Here is a 12730-nt window from a genome sequence, read left to right as displayed (position 1 = left end):
TCCGACCCGAGACAGCGGGCCGTCCGAAGCCGGGGACCATAGGGCCTGCCCGGCTGAGCCACGGGAACAGTTCGGCTGCCCCATAAGCGGCATTGTGCCGATGAGAGGTCACGCGTCAAGGCGTAAGCAGAAGGGCTTATGCGACCCGGCTGAGTTTCCAGAACCGCTCGGCATTTTGCAGGGCGATCAGGCGACCTGCGGCAGCCTCATCGGCATCTTCGTCACGGCCCCAGCTTTCCGCCTGATATTCTTCGTCAATTCGTGCCAGGGCATGGGCGGTTTCGGCATCCAGCCGCCCGTGAATCACCGCCAATCCGATCACCAGTGAGCCGGGAAGCGTCACCAGATCATGCAGCGCGGTCAGACCGAAAGGATCAAGACCCAGAACCTCTGCCCGCAAATTCAGCAAGGCCGAGTCGTCCTGAGGCACGGGAATGACGCCATGGGTGATCCGCAGCGGCGCCTGCAACCGGGTCGCGGCCCAGTCGATCAGCGGATCCCAGCCCTCGGCCTGTCGTTGCGCCAGCGTCTCGGGGGCTTCGGCGCGATAGGACAGCAGATCGGTCGCGCCATATTCGGCCAGCATCAGCGCCACGTCCTGAAACTGCGGCGTGACCTTTTCGATGGCGGAATTCGCCGCGCGGGTCAGCGGCATGGTGTTGGGGTCGATGACATCGGCCTGCGCCTGCCATTCCCCGGCAATCGCCGCAGCCAAAGCTTCGGTCGGCAGCAGCAGCGGCTGCTTGCCCGGCGTGCGCAAGGGGCGGTCGTCCAGCGCCACCTCATAGCCGCCCGCGACCTCGCGCGGGGTGGCCGCCTTCCAGAAACGGCGGGCTTTCCATTCGCTCATGCCATCTGCTCCGTCATGATCCAGTCCAGCAACGCGCCGGTCAGGGCCGGATAATCCATCGCCACCAGCGCCGCGCCCGCGCCGTGCAGCGCTGGCGTCGGGTGGTATCCCCAATCGACGCCAAAGCCCGTCATGCCCGCGGCCCGCGCCATGTCGATATCAAAGGTCGTATCGCCGATCATCACCGCCCGCGCAGCGGGGATTCCGGTTTCGGCAAGTGCCGTCTGCAACATCGCCGGATGCGGCTTCGAGGGATGGCCGTCCGCCGATTGCCGCGTCACGAACCGATCCGACAGGCCATGCGCCTGCAAGATGGCCAGCAGGCCGCGCATCGGCTTGCCGGTCGCGATGCCCAGCACCACGTCCTTTTGCGCCGCCAGCGCATCCAGACAGTCCAGCGCGCCGGGATAAAGCGGCGGCACCTGCCCCGCCGCGCGTGAGGTCACGAAGGCATCGCGATAGCCCTGCACCACCCGGTCGTGCAGCACCGGATCCGCATGGGGCAGCAAGGTCGCGACCGCGACGGGCAGCGACAGCCCGACGATCGACAGGATTTCCTGTGGCGACATTTCCGGCAGCCCGGCATCGCGCAGGCCCAGATTCATCGCCTCGACGATCTCATGCTGGCTGTTGACCAGCGTGCCGTCGATGTCGAACAGGACCAGCTTCATTCCGCATCCTCGAACGGGTCTTCCGGCACGTCGTTTTCATGCCAGCCCAGCGTCTGCCACGTCCGGCCCATATGATCGGGCAAGGGCGCGGTCACGGTGATCAGCTTCTTGGTGATCGGATGTTCAAAGCGGATCATCCGGGCGTGCAGATGCAGCTTCTTGCTGATCTCTCCGCCCAGTTGTGCGCCCCAGCCATCGCCAAGGTTTTCCTGACCCGAGCCGCCATATTTCCCGTCCCCGACGATGGGATGCCCCATTTCGGACATATGCGCGCGCAGCTGATGCGTGCGGCCGGTGACCGGAACCATCGCCACCCAGGACACGCGCCCGCCCAGACCCGACAGCACGGCGTAATCGGTATGCGCGCGCTTGGCGCCTTCGGTCGTGGCGACATCCTTGGGCAGTACGGCGACCATCTTTTCGCCCTCGCCCATGCGGCCGCGTCCCGGTGCCTTGACCAGACCGTATTTGATCGAGCCCATGCGCGGATGCGGCACACCCGCAACGGCGGCCCAATAGATCTTGCGGGTCAGACGGTGGCGGAACGCCTCGGACAGCGCGCGGGCGATCCGGTCGGTGCGCGCCAGCAGCAGCACGCCCGAAGTGTCCTTGTCCAGACGATGCACCAGCTTGGGCTTGTCCTTATAGCCGAACATCAGCGCCTCGGTCAGCCCGTCCACATGCCGGTCGCCCTGCCCGCTGCCGCCCTGCGACGGCAGGCCCGGCGGCTTGTTCAGCGCAATGATATGTTCGTCGCGCCACAAGACGCAGTTCTGGATCATCTCGGCATCCGATTGCGTCACGCGGCTGCGCGGTTTCGGGGCTGGCGCCTCGCCCTGCGGCAGGGGCGGGATGCGGATTTCCTGCCCCGCCTCAAGCCGGGTATTGGCCTTCACCCGCCCGCCATCGACGCGCAATTGCCCGGTGCGGCACATCTTTTCCACCGCGCCCTGCGTCAGTTGCGGAAACCGCTTCTTCAGCCAGCGGTCGATGCGCTGATCGCCATCATCGACGCCGATTTGAATTGTCTGAACGCCGCTCATGCGAAGATCCCCCGGCCCAAGGCCAAACCGGCGAAGACCGCCGCAAGTGAAAACAGAACCGAGGCCAGCACATAGGCCACGGCAAGCCCGCCCGCGCCACGTTCCCACAGGGTCAGCGTGTCCAGCGAAAAGGCCGAAAAGGTGGTGAAGCCGCCCAGAAGCCCGGTCAGCAGCAGCGGCGCCAGATGCTGCCCGCCGCGCAGCGCCAGCAGGGATGCCAGCAGCCCCATGGCGAAACAACCGGCGATGTTTACCGCCAAAGTTCCCAAAGGAAAACCCGTGACCATCCGGGACGCCATGACATTGACGCCATAGCGCAGGCAGGATCCGACGGCCCCGCCGATGGCGACTTGCACAAGACTGTTCATGCCTTGCCCTCACGGCGCTTGGCGCGCAGGCTGGAAAACCATTCGACGCGCTTTTTCAGATCGCGTTCAAAGCCGCGCTCGACCGGCAGATACAGCACCGGGCGCTTCATGCCGTCGGGGAAATAGTTCTGGCCTGAAAAGCCGTCCTCGGCATCGTGATCGTAATTGTAGCCCGCGCCATAGCCCTGATCCTTCATCATCGCGGTCGGCGCGTTCAGGATATGCGCGGGCGGCATCTGGCTGCCCGATTGCTTGGCCAAGGCCCGCGCGCCTTTATAGGCGACATAGCCCGCATTCGATTTCGGCGCGAGCGCCAGATAGATCACCGCTTGCGCCAGCGCCAGTTCGCCCTCGGGGCTGCCCAGCCGTTCGTAAAGCGCCCATGCGTCAAGGCAATGCCGCTGGGCTGCGGGATCGGCCAGCCCGATATCCTCGACGGCCATGCGGGTCAGGCGGCGGGCCAGATAGCGCGGGTCCTCTCCGCCTTCCAGCATCCGGGCGAACCAATACAGCGCCGCATCCGGATCGCTGCCGCGCACCGATTTGTGCAGCGCCGAGATCAGGTTGTAATGTTCGTCGCCCGACTTGTCGTATTTCGCCGCCCGCCGCATCAGCCGCTGCGACAACTGGTCGGTCTCCAGCTTGCCCGAGACCTTCCATGCCAGCACCTGCTCGATCAGGTTCAGACAGGCGCGGCCATCGCCATCGGCCATTTCCAGCAACCGGTCGCGCGCCTGAGGCGTCAGTGGCAGGGCGCGGCCGGTTTCCTGTTCGGCCCGCTGCGCCAGACGTTCCAGATCGGACAGATCCAGCCGCTTCAGCACGATGACCTGCGCACGCGACATCAGGGCGGCATTCAGCTCGAAGCTGGGGTTTTCGGTGGTGGCGCCGACAAGGACGATGGTGCCGTCCTCCATATGCGGCAGAAAGCTGTCCTGCTGCGCCTTGTTGAAGCGGTGGATCTCATCGACGAACAGAAGCGTGCCCCGGCCCTGCTGGCGGCGCAGGCGCGCGGCATCGAACACCTTGCGCAGTTCCGGCACGCCGGAAAAGATCGCCGAGATCTGCACGAAGGCCAGATCGGTTTCCTGCGCCAGCAGCCGGGCGATGGTGGTCTTGCCGACGCCGGGCGGCCCCCACAGGATCAGCGACGACAGGCTGTGCGCAGCCAGCATCGCGCCCAGCGGCCCGTCGGGGCCAAGGACGTTTTCCTGCCCGACGACATCGGCCAGCCGTGCGGGCCGAATGCGGTCGGCCAGCGGGCGCGCGGCCTCGCGCGCGGGGGCGCCGTCAGCGGGCGCGGTATCGAAAAGATCAGCCATGCGGGCGGTATGTTACGCCGCCCGCATCTGCGGGAAAAGACCCCGCGGCGTCAGTGCATCTTGGTCGTCAGATTGATCGACACGCATTGGAAATAGCCGTCGTCGATCCAGACGACCGGACCCATGGCCTGCGCATCCAGACCGCAGGGCGACAACCAGCGCGGCCAGGTCGAGGCGACCAGACAGACCAGACGCGTGGCGCCAAGCGCGCGCGCGGAATTGGTCATCTCCTGAACAAGGTTCAGGTGAACGCGGCGACGCTCGCGCTGCGGGATCGTGTGATCGACGAACAGGCGGCTGGCCTCCCAGACGCCGTTTTCGACGGGCGCATCTGCGTCCAGCAGGTTCTGCGGGATCGAACCGCCCAGCAGGTCAAGCTGCGCATCGCGGATCATGTAGGAATACATGCCGCATTTCGCAGTGGTCGGCGTAAGACGGACGCCGGCAAGAACATGGCCCCGCTCGTGGATCGCGACCCAGCGGCTCATCGGGGTATCGTATTGATCGAACTCCATGTCATCCGTCTGGGGCAGGTCCCAGCGCTTCTGGATGATGAAGCTTTGCTTCCGCGCGCGGAAGATATTTGCGAACAGTTCGCCATGGTTGTGGATATTGGCGAACGAGAGTGTGGTGGTCTGCATTGGTAGTCTCCTGGGGTGTGGTGGGTGGTGGCCCCCAGGGTCGAACCGCACACAGGCGGACCGTTTACTCTACAGCAAGCGGTAGTCCTTGGCCCTTTGCAGCGCCTCGGCCGTGGTGCGCGCCATGAGACGTTCGCGCGCCGAGATGAGACGTGCCTTGAATGCGCTCTCCGTTATACCAAGTTTGGCAGCCGCTGCTGCATGACGATCGCCCTCTGCGATGCACCTAAGGGCCTCTTGTTGAGCCTTTGTCAGGCTCTCCGGCGGTTCGGTTATGTCGTGAAGCCGCCGAAGGGTGGTGGAGATCGTTTCGATCTCATCATCCGTGAATTCGCGTTTGTCATGCGCAAAGGCCGCGATGGTGCGCGACTTGATGGGGCCATGCGCGACCGCCAGCCCGAAATTCAGCCCGTGATCGGCTGCGTCCTGCAGAATCGAAAACGGATCGGGAATGGGCAGCACACTCCACCGGCAGGCACCGGTGGTCGAAAAGCCCCAGGCGATGGTCGGATCGCGAAGCGCATAGGCGCGTTCGGAATACCGCTGCGACCATTCCTTGTTATAGGTCTGGAACTGCATCAGGGGGGCAGCAAAACGGATGTGCAGGCCGATGAAGTAACCGGCCGGCGCAAGCTTCTTGAGCTTGGCGAGTGCTGCGTTGATTTCCGCGCGAGACGACATGACTATTTGGACAGATTGTGATTTCTACAACTTAAGCCATACATGGCACAGCCCTAACTGTATTCAAGCGTAACTGGTTTTGCGAGCGGTGTTTTTCAGCCTCGCAACCGGCGGCATATGCGTGCCCCTTGCCGCGCACATCCCGCGAGCATTGCGGTTTGCAGGCCGGATCCGCAAAATCACATGCAAATCCAGCGATCTGACGCGCATTTATCGCCGTCAGGACGGAAATCAGCGGTGGTTGTCTATCACGCAAATGTTCGCCTTTATGTTGCAAAAAAGCCCGCAACCAATCACGGCTGCGGGCTTAGAATAGAGGCATAAACCTAAGAAAGGATTAAACTTCTCAGGCTTCTTCAGCTTCCGATTCGGCTTCCAGACGGGCGCGGTCGGATGCGCCTTTTGCGCTGGTGTCGCGGTCGACCAGCTCGATGATCGCCATCGGCGCCATGTCGCCATAGCGAAAACCGGCTTTCAGGATGCGGACGTAACCGCCCTGACGGTCCTTGTAGCGCGCGCCCAGAACTTCAAACAGCTTGGCGACGTGCTGGTCCTGTTTCAGTTGCGCATCGGCCTGACGACGGGCGTGCAGGTCGCCGCGTTTGGCCAGCGTGATCAGCTTTTCGACGATCGGACGCAGTTCCTTGGCTTTCGGCAAGGTGGTCTTGATCTGCTCGTGCTCGATCAGCGAGCCGGCCATGTTGGCGAACAGCGCCTTGCGGTGTTCGTGGGTGCGGTTCAGACGGCGATAGCCGCGGGCGTGACGCATGATAATCTCCTATTTACGTCTTTTGCTTTGTCCGGCGACCCTGCGTGGGGGCCGCTCTCCTTGGGGCAGGATTGCCCAGTAAGACGGGGGCGGTTGGCCCGCCCCCGTAAAAATCAGAACTGGTCGTCGAAACGCTTGGCCAGATCTTCGATGTTTTCCGGCGGCCAGTCCACGACATCCATGCCGAGGTGCAGGCCCATGCCCGAAAGCACTTCCTTGATTTCGTTCAGCGACTTGCGGCCAAAGTTCGGGGTGCGCAGCATCTCGGCTTCAGTCTTCTGGATCAGATCGCCGATATAGACGATATTGTCGTTCTTCAGGCAGTTTGCCGAACGCACCGACAGCTCCAGCTCGTCGACTTTCTTCAGCAGACGCGGGTCGAATTCCAGACCGTCTTCGGCATCCGAACGGGTCGCGGTTTCCGGCTCGTCGAAGTTCACAAAGACCGACAGCTGGTCCTGAACGATGCGCGCGGCATAGGCCACAGCGTCTTCCGGGGTCAGCGAACCGTCGGTTTCGACCTTCATCGTCAGCTTGTCATAGTCCAGAACCTGACCTTCGCGGGTCGGCTGGACCTCATAGCTGACGCGCTTGACCGGCGAGAAGATGGCGTCGATCGGGATCAGGCCGATGGGCGCATCTTCCGGACGGTTCTTGTCGGCGGCGACATAGCCCTTGCCATTGGCAACGGTCAGTTCGACGTGGAATTCCGCACCGTCATCCAGGTGGCAGATCACATGGTCGCGGTTCAGGATGGTGATTCCAGCGGTTTCCTGGATGTCACCGGCCTTGACCTCGCCCGGACCTTTCGCCGAAAGCGTCAGACGCTTGGGGGCGTCCACGTCCATTTTCAGCGTCACGCCCTTCAGGTTCAGGACGATATCGGTCACGTCCTCACGAACGCCCGGCACCGAGGAAAACTCGTGCAGCACGTTGTCGATCTGAACCGAGGTGATCGCAGCGCCTTGCAGCGAGGACAGCAGCACGCGGCGCAGGGCATTGCCCAGCGTCAGGCCGAAGCCACGCTCCAGCGGCTCGGCGACGACGGTCGCCACGCGCGAGGAATCCGCGCCAGGCTTGATTTCAAGCTGCGTCGGCTTGATCAGCTCAGCCCAATTCTTGTGGATCATGCGTTTTCCTCCATTCCTGTTTCCCGTCCATGACCTTTGACCGGAAACGCCCGAGGTTAAATGCGAAAATCGCGCCCGCGCGGAACACCCACGCGGAACGCGACAAGAACGACCTTGATCAGACGCGGCGGCGTTTCGGCGGGCGGCAGCCGTTATGCGCGATCGGGGTCACGTCACGGATCGCCGTGATGTTGAAACCGACGGCAGCCAGCGCGCGCAGAGCCGATTCACGGCCCGAACCGGGGCCTTGAACTTCGACTTCCAGCGTGCGGACGCCATGTTCCTGCGCTTTTTTGCCCGCGTCTTCAGCGGCCATCTGAGCGGCATAGGGGGTCGATTTCCGCGAACCCTTGAAGCCCATCGTGCCAGCCGACGACCACGAGATCGCATTGCCCTGCACGTCCGAGATCAGGATCTTGGTGTTGTTGAACGACGAGTTCACATGAGCAACGCCGGTGGCGATGTTCTTGCGCTCTTTGCGTTTGATACGAGTCTTATCGCGTGCCATTACCTCAGCCCCCTCTTACTTCTTCTTGCCGGCGATGGGTTTCGCCGGGCCCTTGCGGGTGCGGGCGTTGGTGTGGGTGCGCTGACCGCGGACCGGCAGGCCACGACGGTGACGCAGACCACGATACGAGCCCAGATCCATCATCCGCTTGATGTTCATCTGGGTTTCGCGACGCAGGTCGCCTTCGACGGTATAGGTCGCGTCGATATATTCGCGGATCTTCAGAACTTCGGCATCCGACAGTTCATTGACGCGGCGGGTCGGCTCGATGCCGACAGCAGCGATGATCTCATCGGCGAATTTCGAGCCGATGCCGTGGATATAGGTCAGTGCGATCGGGACGCGCTTCCCGGTCGGAATGTTGACGCCAGCAATACGAGCCACGCGTTTTCCTTTTCTTCGTTGCGATTCCGTAGCACCGGAACCTTTTTTCACAACCAAAGACCCGAAAGCTGTGCCTCCGGGCCTTCAAGCGGCCACCTGCGGACAGGTGATTCTCGAATGAGATGCTGCGAATTAAGGGATTCGCAAGCCCTCGTCAAGCCTTGGCTGACTGGCGGGTCAGGCTTCGACCGCCAGCTTGTCAAGGATCGCGGCGATCTGGCCACCGACCACATCCATCGCCGCCATGCCGTCGACCTGTTTCAGATCGCCCTTGGCATAGTAATAGCCCAGCAGCGGCGCGGTCTTCTTGTAATATTCGCGCAGACGGTCGGCAAAGACTTCGGGCGTGTCGTCGCGACGGACCGGCTCACCGGCGGCTTTCGACTCTTCGGCGCGCTTGACGATCCGGGCCACCAGCGCCTCATCATCGACCTTCAGCTCGATCGCGGCATCCAGCGTCATCCCCGAGGCTTTCAGCAGCTCGCCAAGCGCATCGGCCTGCGGCAGCGTCCGCGGAAAACCGTCGAAGATGAAGCCCTTGCCGCCTTGCGCCAGCTTTTCGCGGATCAGGCCAATGACGATCTCATCCGTCACCAGTTCCCCGCGATCCATGACTTCGGCCACGCGCTTGCCCATCTCGGTGCCCGAGCTGCGCGCTTCGCGCAGCATGTCACCGGTCGAAAGCTGGACAAGGCCGCGGTTTTCGATCAGGCGGCGTGCCTGCGTGCCTTTGCCAGCCCCCGGAGGCCCCAGCAGAATGATATTGATCGCCATAACTTCCCTCATTTGCCCCGCGGGGCTTGCCCCCAAGTTAGCGGCGGGCAGGTGCCTTGCGAGGCTTCGCAGCCCCAGTCTTGCTACGCTTGCCCCGCAGCTGCGATTTCTCGATCAGACCTTCATATTGATGCGCAAGCAAGTGGCTTTGCACCTGATTGATCGTATCCATCACGACACTGACCACGATCAGAACGGAAGTCCCACCAAAGTAGAATGGGATCGAAAGCTGATGGCGGATCACTTCGGGCAGCAGACAGACAGCGGCCAGATAGGCCGAGCCGATGACCAGAACGCGGCTGACCACATAGGTCAGATAGTCCTCGGTCCGCTTGCCGGGGCGAATGCCCGGAATGAACCCGCCCTGATTTTTCAGGTTCTCGGCCACGTCCTCGGTCTTGAAGCTGACGTTGAAGGTATAGAAATACGCGAAGAACACGATCATCGCCGCGAAGAACAGCAGATACAGCGGCTGGCCGGGGCCGAAATAGGCCAGAATCGTCGACATCACCGGACCGGTCTGGTTGCCCGAGAAGGTCGAGATCGTCACCGGCAGCAGCAGCAGCGAGGACGAGAAGATCGCCGGGATCACGCCTGCGGGGTTGACCTTGATCGGCAGGTGCGACGATTGCCCGTCATAGACCTTCATGCCCACCTGACGGCGCGGATACTGGATGTGGATCTTGCGCAGCGCCCGCTCCATGAACACCACGAAGGCGATCACGGCGACGATCATCAGGATCACGCCCAGAATGACCGGCGTCGACACGGCGCCCGAACGGCCCTGAGCCAGAAACTGCGCCAGATGGCCCGGAATCTCGGCGACGATGCCGACGAAGATGATCAGCGAGATGCCGTTGCCGATGCCGCGGGCGGTGATCTGCTCACCCAGCCACATCAGGAACATCGTGCCGCCGACCAGCGTGACCACCACGGACAGGCGGAAGAACATGCCCGGCTCATGCGCAAGATTGCCATGCTCAAGGCTGACGGCCAGACCCCATGCTTGGAACAGCGCCAGCGCGACCGTGCCATAGCGGGTGTATTGGTTGATCTTTTTGCGGCCCGCCTCGCCTTCTTTCTTCAGCTGTTCCAGCGAAGGCACCATCGAGGCCAGAAGCTGCACGATGATCGAGGCCGAGATATAGGGCATGATCCCCAGCGCAAACACGCCCATGCGCCCCAGCGCGCCGCCGGTGAACATCGACAGGATGCCCCCAAGGCCGGCCGCCTGTTGCTCCATGAAGTTGCGCAGCGCGGCGCCGTCGATGCCCGGCACCGGGATATAGGTGCCAAGACGATAGATGATGAGAAGGCCAAGGGTGAACCAGATCCGCTGACGCAGCTCGGTCGCCTTGCCGAGCGCGCCCCAGGAAAGGTTCGCGGCCATCTGTTCTGCGGCTGACGCCATAACATGCCCCTTCATGGCAGCGCCGCCGGATCGTTTCCCGATCCCGCGGCGCCTGGAAAACTTGACTGCTATCTATGAGGCGCGCACGCCCCCTTCAACAGCTTATTCGGCCGCCGCTTCTTCTTTGGCCGGACGGGTCACGGTGACCTTGCCGCCAGCTTTCTCGATGGCCTCGATGGCCGATTTGGACGCACCGGCAACGGTGATGTTCAGCGCGGCTTTCAGTTCGCCCTTGGCCAGAACGCGCACGCCATCCAGCTTGCGACGGGTCACACCGGCAGCAACCAGCGCATCCTCGGTCACGTCAGCCTTGGCATCCAGCTTGCCCGCGTCGATGAACGCCTGGATCTGGCCCAGGTTCACGACGGCGAAGTCCAGACGGTTCGGCTTGCTGAAGCCACGCTTCGGCAGGCGGCGATACAGCGGCATCTGACCGCCTTCATAGCCGTTCAGCGCAACGCCCGAACGCGAGGTCTGGCCCTTGATACCACGGCCAGCGGTCTTGCCTTTGCCCGAGCCGGGGCCGCGTGCGACGCGTTTCTTGGCGCGCGACGCGCCGTCATTGTCGCGGATCTCATGCAGTTTCATTTCGCTTCTCCTATCGGCCGGAAACGTCCCATGAAGCGAAGGGGACGAACGCGGCATTTCTTGGTTTTTGAGTCGGGGCCGGATGGCCACCGGCGGTGTTTAGCGAGGGACAGCTTCCCGGTCAAGCCGGGCGTCATCGCCGCTCAAGCACATGTTCCGCAATACTGCGTGCGATCTTGCGAATATCGACGCGGCCGGTGAATTCAAAACGGACCTTGCCGACGCCGGAAAAGAACAGCTCAAGCTCGGCATCCAGATCAAACGTCCCGGCGGTCTCGACGGAAAAGACCTGAATGGCGCGATAGGGCATCGAGGTGAAATCCTTCTTCTTGCCGGTCAGCCCCTGCACATTGACCGCGATCACCCGCTTGCTGGTGAAAACGACCCCATCGCGCATCGACTTGAAACTGGCAAGGATCGTGTCATCCGGCAGCAGAATGTCGGCTGCGACATCCGAACGCGGGAACACGCCTGCCGCGAATATTTGTCAATAAATATCAGCATTCTAGGACATTCCAGCGATCAGAATTCCAGCCAGCTTCCCAGCTTGACCGCCACCTCGCCCGAGCCGGACAGCGGCGCAATCACGCCCAGTTCCAGCTTTGCAGGCCCCCACAGATCGCGGACGCCAGAGATGGCAAGCTTGCTGGAAAATCCGGTATCGTCGCGATCCTCAAGCTGCAGCTGGTTGATCAGCATCAGGCTGTCGGTCGCGTGCCAGCCGAAGGTCAGTTCGGATTTGGCAACCGTCTCGGGGGTGATATAGGCCAGAAAGCTGGCATCAGCCGCCGCAAGCTCCTGCGTTTCGGCCTGATCCTTGGTCGCGCCCGCCACCTTGATGCGCAGTTCGGCGGCAAGCCAGCCGCCGCCCGGCAGACGCCGCAGCCATGGGATCGTGTCCAGACCGCGACCCCATGCCGCACCCATCTGGGCCAGCGGCAGGTATTCGTGCTTGCGGTCCAGCATGCCGATGCCGGTGGAAATCGTCCAGCGGTTCGGCCCCTGCCCCCGGTCCAGCGCGCGCTGCCACCACAGCGTCACGCTGCTTTCATCGGCATTGCTGCGGCCCAGCTCGAACCCCAGCGTGCTGCGCGGCGACAGGCCATATTCGCCGTAAAGACTGACATAGCTGTTGCCGTCGCGGTCCCGCTCACCTGAAAAGGACAGGAACACGCCATCCTCGGCGCGGGGCCACGGTCCGGCCATGGCAGCGGAACCCGCCACCAGAAACACCGTCAAAATCTGCAAAAGCCGCACCAGCACGTCATCTTCCTTCGCCGCGAATACCGCGACAGGCTAGAACGTCGTGGTTAGCGAAAGGTTAACGCCAGACGAAAAAAGCCCCGAGGCGAAGCTCGGGGCGTTTTCCAGTTCACAGAGGGGCTGAGATCAGCCGCGCTCTTCGACGATGACCGCCAGATGCGGGATCGAGTTGACCATACCGCGGACAGCCGGGGTATCTTCCAGCTCGCGCGTGCGGTTCATCTTGTTCAGGCCCAGACCTTTCAGCGTCGCGCGCTGGCTGGCGGGGCGGCGGATCGGCGAGCCGATCTGCTTCACAACGATGGTTTTTGCCATGATGATCGCTCC

At 62.7% G+C, this 12730-nt stretch carries 17 protein-coding genes; all 17 read right to left on the bottom strand.

Going from position 1 to position 12730, the window contains the following annotated elements; all coding sequences use genetic code 11:
- Positions 1–136 precede the first annotated feature (136 nt).
- Entirely contained in the window at positions 137–850 is a 714-nt protein-coding gene (locus tag GL284_RS02765; RefSeq protein WP_155043120.1) for an ATP12 family chaperone protein, read from the bottom strand.
- Positions 847–1521 carry an HAD-IA family hydrolase gene (locus tag GL284_RS02760; RefSeq protein ID WP_155043119.1) on the bottom strand — a complete coding sequence of 225 codons (675 nt, stop codon included), beginning with the start codon at positions 1519–1521 and terminating at the stop codon, positions 847–849. Before GL284_RS02760 ends, GL284_RS02765 begins: the two co-directional genes overlap by 4 nt.
- Positions 1518–2564 carry an RluA family pseudouridine synthase gene (locus tag GL284_RS02755; RefSeq protein WP_155043118.1) on the bottom strand — a complete coding sequence of 349 codons (1047 nt, stop codon included), beginning with the start codon at positions 2562–2564 and terminating at the stop codon, positions 1518–1520. Before GL284_RS02755 ends, GL284_RS02760 begins: the two co-directional genes overlap by 4 nt.
- On the bottom strand, positions 2561–2932 hold the full coding sequence (gene crcB, locus GL284_RS02750; protein ID WP_155043117.1) for a fluoride efflux transporter CrcB: 372 nt from the start codon (positions 2930–2932) through the stop codon (positions 2561–2563). Before crcB ends, GL284_RS02755 begins: the two co-directional genes overlap by 4 nt.
- Entirely contained in the window at positions 2929–4254 is a 1326-nt protein-coding gene (locus GL284_RS02745; protein ID WP_155043116.1) for a replication-associated recombination protein A, read from the bottom strand. Before GL284_RS02745 ends, crcB begins: the two co-directional genes overlap by 4 nt.
- Positions 4255–4304: 50 nt before the next feature.
- Positions 4305–4895: an acyl-homoserine-lactone synthase gene (locus GL284_RS02740; RefSeq protein ID WP_155043115.1), complete on the bottom strand. Its 591-nt coding sequence runs from the start codon at positions 4893–4895 to the stop codon at positions 4305–4307.
- A gap of 69 nt (positions 4896–4964) precedes the next feature.
- Positions 4965–5576 carry a helix-turn-helix transcriptional regulator gene (locus GL284_RS02735; RefSeq protein ID WP_155043114.1) on the bottom strand — a complete coding sequence of 204 codons (612 nt, stop codon included), beginning with the start codon at positions 5574–5576 and terminating at the stop codon, positions 4965–4967.
- 346 nt (positions 5577–5922) lie between these two features.
- A complete protein-coding gene (rplQ, locus tag GL284_RS02730; RefSeq protein ID WP_155043113.1) occupies positions 5923–6345 on the bottom strand; it encodes a 50S ribosomal protein L17 in 423 nt (140 codons plus the stop codon).
- Positions 6346–6458: 113 nt separating this feature from the next.
- Positions 6459–7475, bottom strand: a complete 1017-nt coding sequence (locus GL284_RS02725) for a DNA-directed RNA polymerase subunit alpha (protein ID WP_155043112.1) — start codon at positions 7473–7475, stop codon at positions 6459–6461.
- A gap of 118 nt (positions 7476–7593) precedes the next feature.
- Positions 7594–7983, bottom strand: coding sequence for a 30S ribosomal protein S11 (gene rpsK / locus GL284_RS02720; RefSeq protein ID WP_011747123.1), 390 nt, complete (start codon positions 7981–7983; stop codon positions 7594–7596).
- 15 nt (positions 7984–7998) lie between these two features.
- Positions 7999–8367 carry a 30S ribosomal protein S13 gene (gene rpsM, locus GL284_RS02715; protein WP_341870309.1) on the bottom strand — a complete coding sequence of 123 codons (369 nt, stop codon included), beginning with the start codon at positions 8365–8367 and terminating at the stop codon, positions 7999–8001.
- A gap of 177 nt (positions 8368–8544) precedes the next feature.
- Positions 8545–9141, bottom strand: coding sequence for an adenylate kinase (locus tag GL284_RS02710; protein WP_155043110.1), 597 nt, complete (start codon positions 9139–9141; stop codon positions 8545–8547).
- Between the two features lie 37 nt (positions 9142–9178).
- Positions 9179–10552: a preprotein translocase subunit SecY gene (gene secY / locus GL284_RS02705; RefSeq protein WP_155043109.1), complete on the bottom strand. Its 1374-nt coding sequence runs from the start codon at positions 10550–10552 to the stop codon at positions 9179–9181.
- Positions 10553–10654: 102 nt separating this feature from the next.
- Positions 10655–11140 (bottom strand): 50S ribosomal protein L15, encoded by a 486-nt coding sequence (gene rplO, locus GL284_RS02700; RefSeq protein WP_155043108.1) that lies wholly within the window; start codon positions 11138–11140, stop codon positions 10655–10657.
- Between the two features lie 133 nt (positions 11141–11273).
- Positions 11274–11609 carry a PH domain-containing protein gene (locus GL284_RS02695; protein ID WP_341870308.1) on the bottom strand — a complete coding sequence of 112 codons (336 nt, stop codon included), beginning with the start codon at positions 11607–11609 and terminating at the stop codon, positions 11274–11276.
- 53 nt (positions 11610–11662) lie between these two features.
- The gene (locus GL284_RS02690) at positions 11663–12403 is read right to left on the bottom strand and encodes a hypothetical protein (protein ID WP_341870307.1); all 741 of its coding nucleotides are present in this window, start codon (positions 12401–12403) and stop codon (positions 11663–11665) included.
- Between the two features lie 126 nt (positions 12404–12529).
- On the bottom strand, positions 12530–12718 hold the full coding sequence (gene rpmD, locus GL284_RS02685; protein WP_155043107.1) for a 50S ribosomal protein L30: 189 nt from the start codon (positions 12716–12718) through the stop codon (positions 12530–12532).
- Between the last annotated feature and the right edge of the window lie 12 nt (positions 12719–12730).

Origin of the sequence: Paracoccus shanxieyensis (assembly GCF_009711265.1) — a bacterium.
GTDB classification, from domain to species: Bacteria; Pseudomonadota; Alphaproteobacteria; order Rhodobacterales; family Rhodobacteraceae; genus Paracoccus; species Paracoccus shanxieyensis.
The sequence above is the reverse complement of the archived record's forward strand: the minus strand, read 5'-3'. Positions and strand labels throughout refer to the sequence as shown.

Bases quoted from the DNA above. Each gene is read 5' to 3' on its own strand.
- GL284_RS02765 (WP_155043120.1), bottom strand. From the start codon at position 850: ATGAGCGAATGGAAAGCCCGCCGTTTCTGGAAGGCGGCCACCCCGCGC.
- GL284_RS02760 (WP_155043119.1), bottom strand. From the start codon at position 1,521: ATGAAGCTGGTCCTGTTCGACATCGACGGCACGCTGGTCAACAGCCAG.
- GL284_RS02755 (WP_155043118.1), bottom strand. From the start codon at position 2,564: ATGAGCGGCGTTCAGACAATTCAAATCGGCGTCGATGATGGCGATCAG.
- crcB (WP_155043117.1), bottom strand. From the start codon at position 2,932: ATGAACAGTCTTGTGCAAGTCGCCATCGGCGGGGCCGTCGGATCCTGC.
- GL284_RS02745 (WP_155043116.1), bottom strand. From the start codon at position 4,254: ATGGCTGATCTTTTCGATACCGCGCCCGCTGACGGCGCCCCCGCGCGC.
- GL284_RS02740 (WP_155043115.1), bottom strand. From the start codon at position 4,895: ATGCAGACCACCACACTCTCGTTCGCCAATATCCACAACCATGGCGAA.
- GL284_RS02735 (WP_155043114.1), bottom strand. From the start codon at position 5,576: ATGTCGTCTCGCGCGGAAATCAACGCAGCACTCGCCAAGCTCAAGAAG.
- rplQ (WP_155043113.1), bottom strand. From the start codon at position 6,345: ATGCGTCACGCCCGCGGCTATCGCCGTCTGAACCGCACCCACGAACAC.
- GL284_RS02725 (WP_155043112.1), bottom strand. From the start codon at position 7,475: ATGATCCACAAGAATTGGGCTGAGCTGATCAAGCCGACGCAGCTTGAA.
- rpsK (WP_011747123.1), bottom strand. From the start codon at position 7,983: ATGGCACGCGATAAGACTCGTATCAAACGCAAAGAGCGCAAGAACATC.
- GL284_RS02710 (WP_155043110.1), bottom strand. From the start codon at position 9,141: ATGGCGATCAATATCATTCTGCTGGGGCCTCCGGGGGCTGGCAAAGGC.
- secY (WP_155043109.1), bottom strand. From the start codon at position 10,552: ATGGCGTCAGCCGCAGAACAGATGGCCGCGAACCTTTCCTGGGGCGCG.
- rplO (WP_155043108.1), bottom strand. From the start codon at position 11,140: ATGAAACTGCATGAGATCCGCGACAATGACGGCGCGTCGCGCGCCAAG.
- rpmD (WP_155043107.1), bottom strand. From the start codon at position 12,718: ATGGCAAAAACCATCGTTGTGAAGCAGATCGGCTCGCCGATCCGCCGC.